At 64.4% G+C, this 14,206-nt stretch carries 13 protein-coding genes; 7 read left to right on the plus strand and 6 right to left on the minus strand.

The window, feature by feature from the left end; genetic code table 11:
• Positions 1 to 2 precede the first annotated feature (2 nt).
• Entirely contained in the window at positions 3 to 554 is a 552-nt protein-coding gene (locus HNP60_RS03675; RefSeq protein ID WP_184150357.1) for a hypothetical protein, read from the minus strand.
• A 260-nt stretch (positions 555 to 814) separates the two neighbouring features.
• Entirely contained in the window at positions 815 to 2,536 is a 1,722-nt protein-coding gene (locus tag HNP60_RS03680; RefSeq protein ID WP_184150360.1) for a thiamine pyrophosphate-requiring protein, read from the minus strand.
• Between the two features lie 153 nt (positions 2,537 to 2,689).
• On the opposite strand from HNP60_RS03680, the gene HNP60_RS03685 reads away from it, so the two are divergent.
• The gene (locus tag HNP60_RS03685) at positions 2,690 to 3,799 is read left to right on the plus strand and encodes a 5-methyltetrahydropteroyltriglutamate--homocysteine S-methyltransferase (RefSeq protein ID WP_184150363.1); all 1,110 of its coding nucleotides are present in this window, start codon (positions 2,690 to 2,692) and stop codon (positions 3,797 to 3,799) included.
• A 48-nt stretch (positions 3,800 to 3,847) separates the two neighbouring features.
• On the opposite strand, the gene ligW is transcribed toward HNP60_RS03685, so the two are convergent.
• The gene (gene ligW / locus HNP60_RS03690; protein ID WP_184150366.1) at positions 3,848 to 4,852 is read right to left on the minus strand and encodes a 5-carboxyvanillate decarboxylase; all 1,005 of its coding nucleotides are present in this window, start codon (positions 4,850 to 4,852) and stop codon (positions 3,848 to 3,850) included.
• Positions 4,853 to 4,946: 94 nt separating this feature from the next.
• Here ligW and HNP60_RS03695 point away from each other — a divergent pair, with 94 nt between their 5' ends.
• The gene (locus HNP60_RS03695; RefSeq protein WP_184150369.1) at positions 4,947 to 5,438 is read left to right on the plus strand and encodes a MarR family winged helix-turn-helix transcriptional regulator; all 492 of its coding nucleotides are present in this window, start codon (positions 4,947 to 4,949) and stop codon (positions 5,436 to 5,438) included.
• Positions 5,428 to 6,261 carry a p-hydroxycinnamoyl CoA hydratase/lyase gene (locus HNP60_RS03700; RefSeq protein ID WP_184150372.1) on the plus strand — a complete coding sequence of 278 codons (834 nt, stop codon included), beginning with the start codon at positions 5,428 to 5,430 and terminating at the stop codon, positions 6,259 to 6,261. Before HNP60_RS03695 ends, HNP60_RS03700 begins: the two co-directional genes overlap by 11 nt.
• 65 nt (positions 6,262 to 6,326) lie before the next feature.
• Here HNP60_RS03700 and HNP60_RS03705 read toward each other — a convergent pair whose 3' ends face one another.
• Positions 6,327 to 7,796: an FAD-dependent oxidoreductase gene (locus tag HNP60_RS03705; RefSeq protein ID WP_184150375.1), complete on the minus strand. Its 1,470-nt coding sequence runs from the start codon at positions 7,794 to 7,796 to the stop codon at positions 6,327 to 6,329.
• Positions 7,797 to 7,917: 121 nt separating this feature from the next.
• On the opposite strand from HNP60_RS03705, the gene HNP60_RS03710 reads away from it, so the two are divergent.
• Together HNP60_RS03710 and HNP60_RS03715 are read left to right on the plus strand one after the other, a co-directional pair.
• The gene (locus tag HNP60_RS03710) at positions 7,918 to 9,309 is read left to right on the plus strand and encodes an FAD-dependent oxidoreductase (protein WP_184150377.1); all 1,392 of its coding nucleotides are present in this window, start codon (positions 7,918 to 7,920) and stop codon (positions 9,307 to 9,309) included.
• Between the two features lie 5 nt (positions 9,310 to 9,314).
• A complete protein-coding gene (locus tag HNP60_RS03715; RefSeq protein WP_184150380.1) occupies positions 9,315 to 10,376 on the plus strand; it encodes an FAD-dependent oxidoreductase in 1,062 nt (353 codons plus the stop codon).
• A 152-nt stretch (positions 10,377 to 10,528) separates the two neighbouring features.
• Here the strand turns inward: HNP60_RS03715 and HNP60_RS03720 are convergent, their stop codons facing one another.
• Entirely contained in the window at positions 10,529 to 11,326 is a 798-nt protein-coding gene (locus HNP60_RS03720) for a MipA/OmpV family protein (protein ID WP_184150383.1), read from the minus strand.
• Between the two features lie 151 nt (positions 11,327 to 11,477).
• On the opposite strand from HNP60_RS03720, the gene HNP60_RS03725 reads away from it, so the two are divergent.
• Together HNP60_RS03725 and HNP60_RS03730 are read left to right on the plus strand one after the other, a co-directional pair.
• Positions 11,478 to 12,131 carry a TetR family transcriptional regulator gene (locus tag HNP60_RS03725; RefSeq protein ID WP_184150386.1) on the plus strand — a complete coding sequence of 218 codons (654 nt, stop codon included), beginning with the start codon at positions 11,478 to 11,480 and terminating at the stop codon, positions 12,129 to 12,131.
• Positions 12,132 to 12,293: 162 nt separating this feature from the next.
• Positions 12,294 to 13,628 carry an alpha/beta hydrolase family protein gene (locus HNP60_RS03730; protein ID WP_184150389.1) on the plus strand — a complete coding sequence of 445 codons (1,335 nt, stop codon included), beginning with the start codon at positions 12,294 to 12,296 and terminating at the stop codon, positions 13,626 to 13,628.
• 67 nt (positions 13,629 to 13,695) lie between these two features.
• Here HNP60_RS03730 and HNP60_RS03735 read toward each other — a convergent pair whose 3' ends face one another.
• A complete protein-coding gene (locus HNP60_RS03735) occupies positions 13,696 to 14,130 on the minus strand; it encodes a MarR family winged helix-turn-helix transcriptional regulator (RefSeq protein ID WP_184150392.1) in 435 nt (144 codons plus the stop codon).
• Positions 14,131 to 14,206: the final 76 nt, after the last annotated feature.

Here is a 14,206-nt window from a genome sequence, read left to right on the forward strand (position 1 = left end):
GATCAACTCCCCAAAATGGAGGCCATTGCGTCTGGAAAGCGCGAGGCGTCATTATTCAAGTTCTCGATATGATATGCCTCAAGGTCATCAATATGCTGACGGAACAGTTCCAGCGTCGCTCGCTCATTTCCACGGAGCAGTATTCGGTTCGCGTCCAGCAGTGCAAGCATGCGTTTGTTGTTCGGTAAGATGCAGGTGAGCATCTTCCGCTTCCACCGCTCAGCCGCCCCGCTTTCAGGATTTTGAGCAGCTTCAATGTGGGGGCCATATCGGTCGAACACTACCCGGTTCTGGCACAAGGTTGGTTCTATTGCCGCCCTAGCTGCTTCGCGCGAATCGAAGGCTACGACACCAAACAACGTCTTGAGTTTCTCGGCATGGCCGCGCTTCCAGCCCAATATCGTCTCGTCAGTGTAAGCGTCGGGAGCCTTGTCAACGATGGTGTGACAGTTCGCGCAAAGCATCACAAGATTGTCGAACGAACCTCGCTCAGCCTCTGTCAGACCGCCCGTGCCCCTAGGGCCTGCCCCGCTTGCAGCGAAGACATGGGCCATTTCTGCAATGTGAACGGACCTGCCATCTGCATCGATGAATAGCTCACGTTCGCAGGCAGGATTCTGGCAATATCCGGCCGAGGCGGCAAAGAGCCGTCGCTGTGTGTGGGAGTCTGGCGAGGCCGCGCCACGGGGACAGGCCATTTCGTTCGTTACCTATTTGGGTTAATCGTAGAAATGAAGGTTATGATTTGCGCTGGCTCGGCGATGACCGAATGACGGCGCGTTTTAGTCAAAATAGGTTTACAAATCTACTCCCCCTACCGCCCCACCTTCACCTCCACCAACACCTGCCGCTTCTCCTCCCGGATCACCCGCGCCGCCTCGCGCAGCGTGTCGGCCAGCGCGGTCGGCTCGGCCACGCGTGCGGTCCAGGCGCGTGAGGCCTGCGCGATCTTGCAGAAGTCGGGCAGCGGCTCGAGCGAGGTGATCGGCATCACATTGGCGCGCGCGGCGTGGCCCTTGGGGTAGATGCCCAGGGTCGATCCGCGCACCGCGCCCCAGATGCCGTTATTATAGACGATGGTGAGCAGCGGCAGGCCGTGCGCCTCGGCGATCTGGTGGCAGGCAACCGGATTGGCGAACATGTAGCTGCCATCGCCCACCGTCGCGATGACGAGCCGGTCACGGTCCGCCAGTTGCACGCCCAGCGCGGCGGGGAGCCCCCAGCCGAGCCCGCCGGAAATCGGGTTCTGGAAGAACTGGTTGCCGCGCAGGCCGGTCACGAATTCCGGCTTGGCGCCCAGCTCGCTGACGATGCAGCCCTCCGCGCCGATCAGCTCCACGATGGTGCGGGTGACGAAGGCGGCGGACATGGGCGGCCCGGCGCGCACGGCGCTGTCCAGCTGCGCGCGCCGCGCGGCGTGGCGCTCGGCCAGCCGGGCGAAGCGGGCGGTATGGTCGCGCGCGGGCGTCATGGCCTGCATCGCATTGTCCAGCGCGGCGATGATGTGAGCAGACTCGCCGGTCAGCGCCAGATCGGTGGCGAAGCCGCGCAGGGGCACTTCCAACTGGTGCGGGTCTGCCCCGGCCTGGATCACCGTCGCCTGCTCGGCAAAGCCGTGGCGGTGCGGCAGCCAGGGCACAATGGCATCGAGAACCAGCACCACGTCCGCCGCCGCCAGGTCCTCGCCCGGGTCGAACCCGCCATGCATGGGCGAGGCGCCGTCGATGGAGAGCTGCGAGGGCCAGAACTCGACCACGGGGATCGCGTGGCGCTCGGCAAAGGCTGTGAGTGCGTCGAACCCGCCGCCGCGTGCGCCAGTACGAAAGGCGATGATCAGCGGGCGCTCCGCGGCATCGAGCAGCCGCGCGGCCTGCGCCAGATCTTCCGGGTGCGGCGCGGCGCGGGCGGGGGCATTGCGTGGCTTGCTGTCTCGATAGGTCGTCACCTCGCACAGCGCCTCGCGCGGCAGGCCCAGATACACCGGGCCGCGCGGGCTGGAGGTGGCGATGGCCACGGCGCGATCGACCAGCGGGGCGATCTGCTCGGGGCGGGAGAGGGTGGCGTCCCACTTCACCGGCTCGCGCACCATCGCGGTCTGGTCGCGCATGTTCTGGCCCCAGTTGATCGGCGAGTTGCGGTGGCCGAGGGGGCCGTGTTCCGTATGCGGGGTGATGCCGCTGGCGAGGATCATCGGCACCTGGTCGGATGCCGCGTTGAGCACGCCCATCACGCAATTGGCCAGCCCGACATTGGTGTGGACCATCACCGCTTGCGGGCGTCCGGTCGCGAGGTAATAGCCATGCGCCATGCCGAGCGCGGCCGTCTCATGCGGCACGATGACCGGGGTGGGCACCTTGAAATCGGCGGTCTGCGCATGGGCATAGCCCTCGATGATGGGTGCGAAATCGGTGCCGCCATTGGCGAAAAGATAATCGATGCCGTTGGCCGCGAGGCGTCGCAGGAAGATCTCGCCAGCGGAGGCCTCGATCTCGTCGCTGCCAGCGGATCGGAGCGCGTGGGCGGTCGGCGTGGTCATGGTCTCTCCCGGTCCATTGTTGCTGTTATGGTTGTCATTGATAACGAAATTGATATCTGGTTCAAGGAAACAAGAGAGAGGGCCCGGGGAATCGGGTCGTGCCGATTGTTTCCTTGATCCACAAAAATGCCACGCCAGCGGGAGAGATTTTCGATGAAGCCAGCGCCGTTCCGTGCCGACCATGTCGGCAGTCTGATCCGCCCCGATTATCTCATCGAGGCGCGCAATCGCCATGCGAACGGGGAGATCGACGCGGACGAGCTGACCACCATCCAGCAGAAAGCCATTCGCGAGGTGGTCGCGCTGCAGGAAGGGCTGGGGCTCAAGTCCATCACCGATGGCGAATATAATCGCGGCAGCTGGCATACCGACTTCCTGCTGCGCTTCGAGAATGTCGAGCCGTGGCAGTCCAAGTACAAGACGACGTTCCACAATGAGCAGGGCACGGTGGAGAGCAAGCCGCACACCGTGCGCGTCGCCGGCAAGCTCGCGCGGCCGAAGCCGATCTTCGTGGAGGATTTCAAATATCTGAAGTCGGTGACGAAGGAGACGCCCAAGATCACCATTCCTTCGCCCTCGATCATGCATTTTCGTGGAGGGCGCGAAGCGATCGACACGGAAGCCTATCCGACGATGGAGGAATTCTATGCCGATCTCGCGGCCGTCTATGCCGAGGAGATCGGGGACCTGATCGATGCAGGCTGCCGCTATCTGCAGATCGACGAGACGAACTTTGCCTATCTGTGCGATCCCAGCCTGCGCGCGCAGGTGCAGACCAGCATCGGCGAGGATCCGGACGAACTGCCCCATGTCTATGCCCGGCTCATCAATGCGGCGATTGCCGCTCGCCCGGATGACATGGCGGTCTGCATGCATGTGTGTCGCGGCAATTTCGCGGGGCGCTGGGTTGCGGAAGGCGGCTATGAACCAATCGCGGACGTGATGTTCAATGAGCTGAATATCGACGGCTATTTCCTCGAATATGATTCGGACCGCGCGGGCGGTTTCGAGCCGCTGCGCTTCGTGCCGAAGGGCAAGACCGTCGTGCTGGGCCTGGTGACGACCAAGCGCGGCCAGATGGAAAGTGCTGACGAACTCAAGCGCCGCATCGAGGAAGCTTCGAAGTTCGTGAGCATCGATCAGCTCGCGCTTTCGCCGCAATGCGGCTTCTCGAGCGGCATCGGCGGCAACACGATGGGCATCGAGGACGAGAAGCAGAAGCTGGCGCTGGTGGTGAAGGTGGCCGAGGAAGTCTGGGGCTGAGCCGAGGCGGTCTGACGGGCGTCGCAAGGGCGCGATGCCCGCAGGGCCTCAGGCGATGCGGAAGATGCGCGCGGCATTGCCGCCCGCGACCATCGCCTTCACATCCTCCGGGATCGGCGCCGTCCTGATGAACTGCACGGCCGGCGCCATCGGCTGATAGGGATAGTCGATGGCCCACATCACATTTTCAGGCCCGAGCACCTCGATCGAATAACGCAGCGCCGCGTGGCTCTCCACGCCGCTGGTGGTGATCGCGAAGTTGCGGCGGAAATATTCCGACGGCCTGAGCTTGAGCTTCGGCGCTCCGCCGAACGTCGTTGCATTGCCGTGCATATAGTCGAGGCGCCAGAGCCAGAAGGGAATGGCCTCCCCCATATGCCCGAGCACGATCTTCAGCCGGGGGAAACGGTCGAACAGGCCGGAGAGGATCATGCGCACCGCATTGGTGCTGGTCTCGATGCCATAGCCCCAGATCGCCGAGTTCATGCCATAGTCGCGAAACGCCCGGTCGATCTGCTTTGAGGGCGCGCGGGGATGGATGTACAGCGCGAGACCGCTCGCCTCGATCGCTTCGAAGATCGGATGGAAGAAGGGGTCGTCATAATAAAGATCATTGGTGTGGCTGTTGATCACCAGCCCGTTGAGCCGAAGCTGCGTAGCGACGCGCTCGATCTCGCGGGCCGCGCTGGCGGGATCCTGTGGCGCGAAGGTGCCGAGCCCCGCGAAGCGCGCCGGATTGGCCGCGACCGTCTGGGCCATGAGGTCATTGGCGATCCGCGCGAGCCGGGTGCCCGTCTCCGCGTCGAACATCTGCACGCCGGGCGCTGTGAGGGACAGGAGATGCATGTCGATCCCATTGCTGTCCATCTCGGCAAGCCGCTCGCCGGTCACGTCGCTGAGCCGACCGATCATGGCGGGGCGGGCAGGCTCGTCGCCATAGACATCCCGCACCAAAATCATGTCGAGGCTGGCATCGTCCGTCCGCGAATGGGCGCGGAGCGCGTCCACCACGGGCTGAAAGGTGACGGCTTCCTCGGTGGCGATCAGTCGCATCGGCACGCTCTCCTCTTTTCCGCAGCTTGACATCAGCCGGTTTTCATATCAAGCAACTTGATATAAATTCACTTGTCAATTGGGCGGACTCTTCATGGCCATTGCTGCCGAGAAACGGGCGATCACGGGGGGGAATGGCCGCGCGCGCTATCGGCTGCTCTATCTGCTCAAGCGGAGTTACACCGTCGCCAAGCTCGGACTGGATGACGTTGTCCGCGAGCATGGCCTGTCCGCGAGCGATTTCACGCTGCTCTCCTTCCTGCGCCAGCTTGAGCCCTGCTCGGCCGCCGACCTCGCCCGCGCGCAGAATGTGACGCCGCAGGCCACGACGCAGCAGGTCGCCCAGCTGAAGGCCAAGCAACTCGTCGTCAGCGAAGCCAGTCCGGTCAATCGGCGCATCTCGCTGATCACCATGACGCCGCTGGGGCGCGCTCGGCTCGCCGAAGTGAGCAAGCAGGCGCGGCGTCTGGAGGACGAGATGATGGCCGGCCTGAGCGATGCGGAACGCACCGCGCTCATCGGCCTGCTGGGGCGCATGATCGAAACTGTCGAACACAAAGAGAATGAGGATGCCGATGTCGGATGAACTGACATTCGAGACCGTGAAGGTCACGCTTGATGACGGAATTGCCTGGGTTGCGCTCAACCGGCCCGAGAAGCGCAATGCGATGAGCCCCACCGTCAACCGCGAGATGTGGGTTGCGCTCGACGAGCTGGAAATCCGCGACGACGTGGGCGTCGTCGTGCTGACGGGCGAGGGCGAAGCCTTTTCCGCCGGCATGGATCTCAAGGAATATTTCCGGGAAACCGAGGGCGAGTCGGCGATCGTGCAGGCGCGCTATCGCCGCGCAGCGACGGACTGGATGTGGCGGCGCCTGATGCATTATCCCAAGCCGACCATCGCCATGGTCAATGGCTGGTGCTTCGGCGGTGCCTTCACACCGCTCGTCGCCTGCGATCTTGCCATTGCCGCCGACGAGGCGACGTTCGGGCTTTCCGAGATCAACTGGGGCATCATCCCGGCCGGCAATGTCACTCGCGCCGTCGCGCAGGTCATGAACCACCGCGATGCGCTCCATTATATCATGACCGGCGATCCCTTCGATGGGAAGGAAGCGGCGAAGATGGGGCTGGTCAATCGCTCCGTCCCGCTGGCCGAGTTGCGCGGCGAAGTCGAGGCGCTTGCCCGCAAGCTGCTTTCCAAGAACCCGACCATCCTGCGCCATGCCAAATCAGCGTTCAAATATGTTGAGCGCCTGGACTGGGACACGTCCGAGGCCATGCTGGGTGCGCTGGCCGCAACGGCCGCCTCGCAGGATACCGAGCGCGGCCGGCGCAAGGGCATGACCCAGTTCCTCGACGAGAAATCCTTCAAGCCCGGGCTGGGTGGCTATCGCCGCGAGGACTGAGCGGCCCGCCCTGCGGCGGCACCCGGGCATCCCCAGGGGGAGGGGCTGCCCGGGTGGCTCGCCGATCAGCTCACCAGCACATTGAGACCGCGACTGGCCAGCGTCTCCCGAACCTGCGCCACGCGCACCTTGCTGCGGTCGAGATTGGTCCCGCCCTCCACTAGCATCGCACGCACTGCCGCGATGTCCACCTGGCGCGGCGTCACGCCATCGCGCACGGCGAGGGCGGCCGCGGTGCCCGCCGCTTCGCCCATGGCCATGCATTCCGGCATCAGACGCACCCTCTGGTGCGCTTCGTTATCGAATGAGACAGTCTTGCCGGTGACGATAAGGTTCTCCATGCCGACGGGCAGCATGCAGCGATAGGGCAGGCCGAGCACCACGATCGAAATCGGCATTTCGGTCAGGTCATGACCCTTGCCGCCTTCGCTCCCGTCCGGCTTGTGGCGAACCCAGCCCTTGAGATTGGGCCCGCGATAGACCTTGAGCGCAATCTCGTCGTCGAAGACCGCGCCGTCGAAGATGTCGTCGCGCGTCAGCGTGTAATCGCCGACGATGCGGCGGCTGTCCCGCACCCCGATCTGCGGCGCCATATCGATGAGATAGGCGTCTTCCATGCCGGGAATGCGCTTCACGAAGGGAAGGAAGTCGCGTGCACGCCGCCGCCCTTCGATCTCGGCACCGGTGAGGTCGGCGGCATCGGTCGGATCGCGATCGAGCACCTGCACGGCGTAGAGATAACCGATGCCGCGCTCCAGATTGGCAGGCGTGGCGCCGAAGATCGAGATGTGATGGCCAAATGTCCCGGGCAGGCTGCCTTCCGCCTTGCCCTGGGCAACGAGCGACTTCCAGCCCGTGAGATGCACATATTGCGCGCCGTCGAGGCGATTGGCGGGCGTGCCCCAGAGCTTGGAGAAATCGTCTGGATTGTCGCGGGCATGCGCTTCCATGCGCCGCCAGTCGACGCCGCCCATGCGGCACAGCATCATCATCGGCTGGGGCGCCTCGCGCGGATGCATCGGCAGGCCGGCGCGCGCCGCGACATCGGCATCGCCGCTCGCGTCGATCACCACGTCCGCGAAAATGGCCTGGCGGCCCGACTTGTTCTCGATGATGACGCCCTTGAGGGCATCGCCTTCCCGGACCACATCCACGACCGAGGTGTTGAGCAGCAGCTCGACACCGGACTCGACCAGCATGTCCAGCACGACCAGCTTCAACATTTCCGGGTCATAAGCGAGGTTGAAATATTCCGGCAGGAACGTCTCAGGCGCGGCGCCATGGGCAGCGAGCCGCTGCTGCACTTCGCGCAGGATGCCGCCGATATTCTCGCAGCTGAGGAACTCGGTCACGAAGGACATGGGGCCGGTTCCGCCCACCACGGCGTTGCGCTCGATGAGGAGAACCTCGGCGCCGTGCCGCGCCGCCCGGATCGCGGCGGGGTAGCCGCCCGCCCCGGCGCCCACCACCAGCACCTGCGTGCGCCTGGCGACCGGAATGGTCCGGGCTGGTTCAATGAATGTCTCCTGCGTCACGACGACTCCTCTATCCTGTTTAAAAGTAATATCGTTATATCATTGATCGGGCAACGGCTTGCAAAAGATATTATGGTTATATATTTGACAGGCGAGCAAGAGAAAAAGAGGGGCACTGTCCATGGCTGAGAGTGGCGATATCGAATGGATCGATGAGCCCGGCCGAACGATTCCGGTGTGGCGCGAGACGGAGGTTCTTGTCTGCGGCGGCGGCGCAGGCGGCGTCGCGGCAGCGGTAGCCGCGGCGCGCAACGGCGCGCGGGTCCTGATGATCGAACGGGATACGACGCTGGGCGGAACCGGCCCCCGATCCTTCGTGACCGAATATCATCAGGCGTTCTTCACCGGTGGAATCATGAAGGAAGTCATCGAGCGCCTGCGGGCGGTGGGCGGTGCCGATCCCGATCTGGAGGACGGGCATTTCGCCGTTCCCTTCGATCCCGAGATCCTCAAATTCGTTCTGGCCGAGATCGTGGAGGGAGCCGGCGTCGAGGTGCTCACCCGCACCTGGGTCACCGACGCCATCATCGAGGATGGGGCCGTGAAGGGCGTCATCATCGAGAACAAGGGCGGCCGCCAGGCAATCCTGGCCGATATCGTGATCGACGCCACTGGCGACGCGGACATCGCCGCCCGGGCTGGCGCGCCGATGCAGGACTATAATCCCCCGCAGCCGATGGTGATGCTCTTCCAGATCGGCGGCGTGGATTATACGCGCAGCCAGGACCGCAAGGGCCGCACCGAGCTGGTCAAGGCCGCCAAGGACGCGGGGCTGCTCAGCGACGATCTCTATCTCGACAATTTCTCCAATTTCGGCATCGCGCCTTCCACGCGCGAGGGGCAGATGGGCTATATCTACGGGGTGCGCGTCCTGCGCCGCGATCCCTATGATGCCGATGACCTCACCGATGCCGAAATCCGCGCGCGCGAGGGCGTGCGGGCGTTCATCCCTTTCCTGCGCACCGTGCCGGGTTTCGAGCAAGCCTTTCTGATCAAGGCCGCGCCCATGATCGGCGTGCGGGACTCGCGGCGCATCCTGGGCGACTACACGCTGACCCGCGAGGATATATTGGGCGGCATCTTTCACCCCGATGATATCTTCAAGCGCTATCACCGCTTGCCGGATACCCCCGGTTTCGTCCGGCACCCGACCGACGGGAGCGAGACGACTGCCGCATTCCGCGAGAAACTCGCCAAGTCGACGATGGTCACATCCGTGTTCGGCGTGCCTTATGGCTGCCTGCTGCCGCAGACGCTGGAAAATCTTCTGGTGGCTGGGAAGACGGTATCGATGAGCTATGAAGCGCATTCGCGCTGTCGCCAGATCCCGGACTGCATGGCCTTCGGGCAAGCGGCGGGAACGGCCGCTGCCCTTGCCTGCCGCCATGGCGTTTCCCTGCGCAAGGTCGACATCGAGGAACTGCAGGCGCTGCTTATCGCGCAGGGCCAGAATCTGGCCGATGGCGCGATCGACATCACCAAGGCCAAGCTTCACAACATGGTGCAGGATTGAGCGACATGAACATCGAGGCAACGGGGCTGAGGGCCATCGCCGCCAGCCAGGACATCGCTCTTCCCGCCCGCCGGACGCCCGTCTACCGATCGGTGGACGTGGTGGTATGCGGGGGCGGCCCGGCGGGCGTCGCGGCGGCCGTCACGGCGGCACGGGGCGGCGCGCGGACGCTGCTGGTCGAGCGCCATGTGGTGCTGGGCGGCAATGGCCCGCTGTCCTTCGACATCGATCTCGGCCAACATCCGGAAGGGATCGCGGCGGAAGTGGCCGCGCGGCTCGAACAGGCCGGCGAAGCGGGGCCGGACCGGATGGGAGAGGGCCGCGTCCATGACCCCGAGGCGATGAAATATGCCTTGCTGGATATTGCCCGGGAAGCAGGCGTCAGCTTCCTGCTCTCGACCTGGGTATCGGACCCGATCATGCGCGACGGCGAAACGCGGGGCGTGATGGTGGAGAACAAGTCCGGCCGGTTCGCGGTCCTCGCTGGAATCGTGATCGACGCGACCGGTGATGGCGAACTGGCGTCGCGGGCGGGGGTCGCCATCGCCACGGTCGATCAGCCGGCTGCCGTGCAGCTGAACGCCAGGATCGGCGGCATCGATTTCGATCGGGCCCTGGCGGGGCGGCCTCAGTGGCCCGCGCTGGTGGCCGAAGCGAAGCGGGAAGGGCGCCTCGCCGACGATCAGCCAGACACGATCGAACTCTATGGAGTGCTGCAGCCGGAGCGGAAGATCGCTTTCCTGCGTGGACCCCGGATCGAAGGGCAGGGCGGGCGCGATGTGGAGGGCCTGAGCCGTGCCGAGGCTCATCTGCGAAACCTGATGCGGGAATTCCTCCCCTTCCTGAAAGGCGTTCCCGGCTTCGAGAGCAGTTTTCTCGTCGACGTGGCGGGCGCGCTCCAGCTTGGCGATGGGCGTCGGACCAAGGCTTCACGGCCAGCGAGCGCGGTCGATGCAGAGGAGCGCTCGGCCGTGCCCGACTGGCTCGAGGGCGATGTGGCAGCGCAATTGCTCAAGATAGGTGCGAAACCGGCCGGGGTGGAGCGCCTGCTCATCGTGGAGCGCTGAGATCGCCGGGCCGGTTTCCGATCCCCGTCGCCTTCCCGGATGTACCCGATCCCGGCAGGGCGCTTGGGTCCCGATCCGGATTGCCATCTGTCATGACTCGGATCGGGACATCTCCCTTCGGCCCGCACCTTCGGGTTCGGGATGCAAGGGGATCAGAAGGAATAGGCGAGGCTGAGGCTTCCGACGAACTGGTCGCTGCTGCCCACATCGGATACGATCGGACTGTTTTTCGCGCCTTCGAACAGCTTGCTGTATCCCGCGATTCCCAGCAGGCTCCAGCGGCCGCTAAGGGAATAGGTGCCGGTGAGAACGGCTCCGGTATCGACGAGGCCACCCTTGGGACGATAGGCCGCCAGCCCGGAAGCAGCCGCGTCGGCAGCGTCGATGCCGAAATAGCGCTGCACATAGGCATCGTCGCCGAGCGTCGCGCTCAGCATCAGGCCGAGCGTGGCCTTCCTTGAAACGGGCAACCGATAGGCGATGCCGGGCTGGATCGTGTAGCCCTTGTGAACGTCGCTGACGTCGAACAGCAACTTGCTGGTGATTTCCAGCGAGTCGTGTTCGGAGGCGACGCCGGAGAAACCAAGTCCCACCATGCCGCCAGCTTCCCAGGCGTCGTCGATCCGCCCGAGTGTGCCGACGGCCGCGCTCTTGATGTCCGCCGGCCTGCGTCCGATACGGAAATTGATCGCGGGCCCCAGCAGGACATGATCGATGGGCGAGAGGTTGGCGACAAGGCCGGAGCCCTCGCTGCGCACGAACATCTTTCCATAGTGGACGGAGAATCCGCCGAAGGGTGTGACGCGATATTCGTCGGAACCGACATAATCGGGCGCGACGATCGGCCCCAGATAGACGGTGCCGTGGATTTCATCGCCGGATGTCGCCTGGGCGATCGAGGCCGAGGGAAGGAACAGGTATAGCGGCGCGGCGAAGAGGAAAAAACGCATGGGGTGACCTCGGGATTGTGGATGATCCGCCAGGCAAGGGCATCACGGCGCTCTTCCGAACCGCGTGTGTCTGATTGTGCGACTTGCTCTTGGCGTGTCGCAAAATATCCGCGAAACAGGCGTTCCCTTACTCGCTTTGGACATTACCGGCGTGTCGATTCCCCAGGAGCTTCATCCCCGGAAAAATCCCCGCCAGGGCCGGGCCCAGGCGACGGTCGACGCCATTCTGGAAGCGACTGCTCACATTTTGGCGAAGCGCGGCTATGACGGTATGACGACCAATCATGTCGCCGAGCGAGCCGGCGTCAGCATCGGTTCGCTCTACCAATATTTCCCGAGCAAGGAATCGCTGGTCGCGGCGCTGCTGCAGAAGAATGCCGGGGACAATCTGCGCACGCTCCAGCAGGCGATCGGTCGTGCGGCGGGGCTGCCGCTCGTCCAGGCGCTCGAAATCCTGATCGACGACTTCCTCGAGCTGCACGCGACCAATCCGCAGCACCATGCCGTGCTGATCGACGGCGCGCCGCAGATCGGCATCCTGGAATGGGAACGCACATCGACGAAGGACAATCTCGGCGTCCTAGCCGCGTTCCTTTCTACGTATAGCGATGAATTCCGGCCCGGGCTGGATCTTCCGCTGGCGCTCACGGTGCTCGCGGCCATGACGAGATCCATTTTCGACCGTCTGGTGGTTCATGATCCCGCAGGCCTGAAGAGCGATGCCATTCGCCGCGAAATCCTGATGGTGATCATCGTCTATCTGACCGGGCGCGCGCCCGGCCCCCGAAGCGACGCCGCCGACTGAGCGCGCGGCCAAAGGCGAGCCGGACGGAACCTTTCGATCCGGGCTTGAAGCCGGAGAGTCCGAAATTCCTCGGGTCCGGCGGAGCGCTGGACCTACGCAGTTATGCGAGTTGTCAGGGCGCCGCCGATCTTCCAGCTTTCCTCCGCTTCAGGAGGACAAGCGATGCAGGATAAGGAATATTCCCGACGCGAGGCGCTGCGCGGGGCCGGCATGTCCAGCGTCGGCATGGCTCTGGCGATGGGCGCCAGCATGCCGGGCCTGCCGGCCCATGCGGCGGGTGGCGAGGGGGCCGCCAAGCCATGGTTCGAGCTCGAGCTCATGCCCGATCCGATCCTCAATCAGGTGCTGCTCTTCTATCTTGGCGGAACCTGGCAGAAGATGTCCGACATTGGCGAATGCCTCCAAACGGCGAGCCGTGTGGATGGCGCCGACCCTTATAGCTGGTCGCGCGAATGGCAGGCCACGGCGAGGCGGCTGGTCAGGACCGCCAGCGAAAGCCGCAAAGGAGGGCATGCGATCAGCGCGGGCGAAGTCGACATGCGCGCCGCGAATTATTTCATCGCGGCGCTTCATCGTCATCCCGATCCCTGGGCGCGCGATGTGGCGGGGCTCACCCGCGAGGCAGAGGCGGCCTATCGACGGGCATTGCAGGACCTGCCGCTGGGTGCCGAGCCGGTGGCCATTCCCTATGAGACGACGAAGCTGCCAGGTTATTTCTTCGCGGCGCCGGGAAAGAAGCGTGGTCGCGCCCCGCTGGTGATTGCGTTCAACGGACGCGATGCCTGGGCGGAGCAATGCAAATATATCGCCGAGGCGGCGAATGCGCGGGGGATGCATTGCCTGATCTTCGATGGCCCCGGCCAGGGCAAGGTCATCCGCCTGCAGGGCCTGCCCTTCCGGCCGGACTGGGAGAATGTCGTGCGCCCCGTCGTCGATTTCGCGGTTCGGATGCCGGGCGTCGACCCGAACCGGATCGCGCTGATGGGTCTCAGCATGGGCGGTGCCCTGGCGCCGCGCGCAGCCGCCTTCGAGCATCGGCTGAAGCTCTGCATCGCCAATCCCGGCATTCTGAACTGGCGCGACGTGATCCGCCGCTTCTTCGAAGAGGCGCTCGGCAGTGACATGCTGGCCCTGGCGGAACGCAACCCCGGAGCGTTCGACCGCCGGATGAAGGATGTGATGGCGAGCATGCCCCTCATTGCGTGGGGCGTCACAGATTCGATGTGGAAGCATGGCGTGCGGACGCCCTCCGCGCTCATCGCCGATATGAATCGCTATCGGGCCGAAGACGTCGTGGACAGGATCCGGTGCCGCACACTCGTCATGGATGGCGAGATGGACGAGTTCAGCCAGGCCCGCGCGCTTTTCGAGAAGCTGAGATGTCCCAAGGACTTCATCCTGTTCACGCGTGAGGAGACTGCCATGCTCCACAATCAGGTCGGCGCGCTCGCGGTTTCGACCCAGCGCAGCTTCGACTGGATCGAGGCTCATATCTAGGCGCGTGAATGGCTTTCCGTGCGCGGGCGGCCTGCCGGCCTGTGCATAAGCCGAGCCGGCTGTCGCTTCAGGTCGATGTCGGTGCGTGGACCTTGCGCAGCAGGGCGATCAGGGTCTCGCGTTCCTCCGTCGTGAGGTTCTGGAGCATCCGGTCTTCGTGAGTGCGGATCTGCTCGAGCATTTCGCGCAGCTTCGCTTCCCCGGCCGGCGTCAGGTTAAGCGAGAAAGCGCGGCGATCGCGGCGGGCCGTCTTGCGCGCGACGAGGCCGAGATCGACCAGATCATTCACCAGCGCCACCATGTTGGCGCGCTGGATGCCGAGCGCCTCGCCGACCTTGCCCTGGCTCGTACCCGGCGCTGCCGAGACCACGGACAGGACGCCGAACAGCACCTGTCGCATGGCTGTCTCCGCGAAGGTCTGCGCGAAGTCCGACTTCATCGCCGATGACGCGCGCCTGAGATGATAGCCGACAAGCTCGTCGAGCGGGCCAAGGGCCGTCATGTCGTCGCTGTTCCGATGGTCGCGCGTTCACCCCTCTGGCGCATGTCTCTCTCCCAAGCCTGTTTTTCTGTCCGGG

It is taken from the genome of Sphingobium lignivorans (assembly GCF_014203955.1).
GTDB classification, from domain to species: Bacteria; Pseudomonadota; Alphaproteobacteria; order Sphingomonadales; family Sphingomonadaceae; genus Sphingobium; species Sphingobium lignivorans.

Coding starts and splice junctions, on each gene's coding strand:
- HNP60_RS03675 (WP_184150357.1), bottom strand. CDS start 554: ATGGCCCATGTCTTCGCTGCAAGCGGGGCAGGCCCTAGGGGCACGGGC.
- HNP60_RS03680 (WP_184150360.1), bottom strand. CDS start 2,536: ATGACCACGCCGACCGCCCACGCGCTCCGATCCGCTGGCAGCGACGAG.
- HNP60_RS03685 (WP_184150363.1), top strand. CDS start 2,690: ATGAAGCCAGCGCCGTTCCGTGCCGACCATGTCGGCAGTCTGATCCGC.
- ligW (WP_184150366.1), bottom strand. CDS start 4,852: ATGCGACTGATCGCCACCGAGGAAGCCGTCACCTTTCAGCCCGTGGTG.
- HNP60_RS03695 (WP_184150369.1), top strand. CDS start 4,947: ATGGCCATTGCTGCCGAGAAACGGGCGATCACGGGGGGGAATGGCCGC.
- HNP60_RS03700 (WP_184150372.1), top strand. CDS start 5,428: ATGTCGGATGAACTGACATTCGAGACCGTGAAGGTCACGCTTGATGAC.
- HNP60_RS03710 (WP_184150377.1), top strand. CDS start 7,918: ATGGCTGAGAGTGGCGATATCGAATGGATCGATGAGCCCGGCCGAACG.
- HNP60_RS03715 (WP_184150380.1), top strand. CDS start 9,315: ATGAACATCGAGGCAACGGGGCTGAGGGCCATCGCCGCCAGCCAGGAC.
- HNP60_RS03720 (WP_184150383.1), bottom strand. CDS start 11,326: ATGCGTTTTTTCCTCTTCGCCGCGCCGCTATACCTGTTCCTTCCCTCG.
- HNP60_RS03730 (WP_184150389.1), top strand. CDS start 12,294: ATGCAGGATAAGGAATATTCCCGACGCGAGGCGCTGCGCGGGGCCGGC.
- HNP60_RS03735 (WP_184150392.1), bottom strand. CDS start 14,130: ATGACGGCCCTTGGCCCGCTCGACGAGCTTGTCGGCTATCATCTCAGG.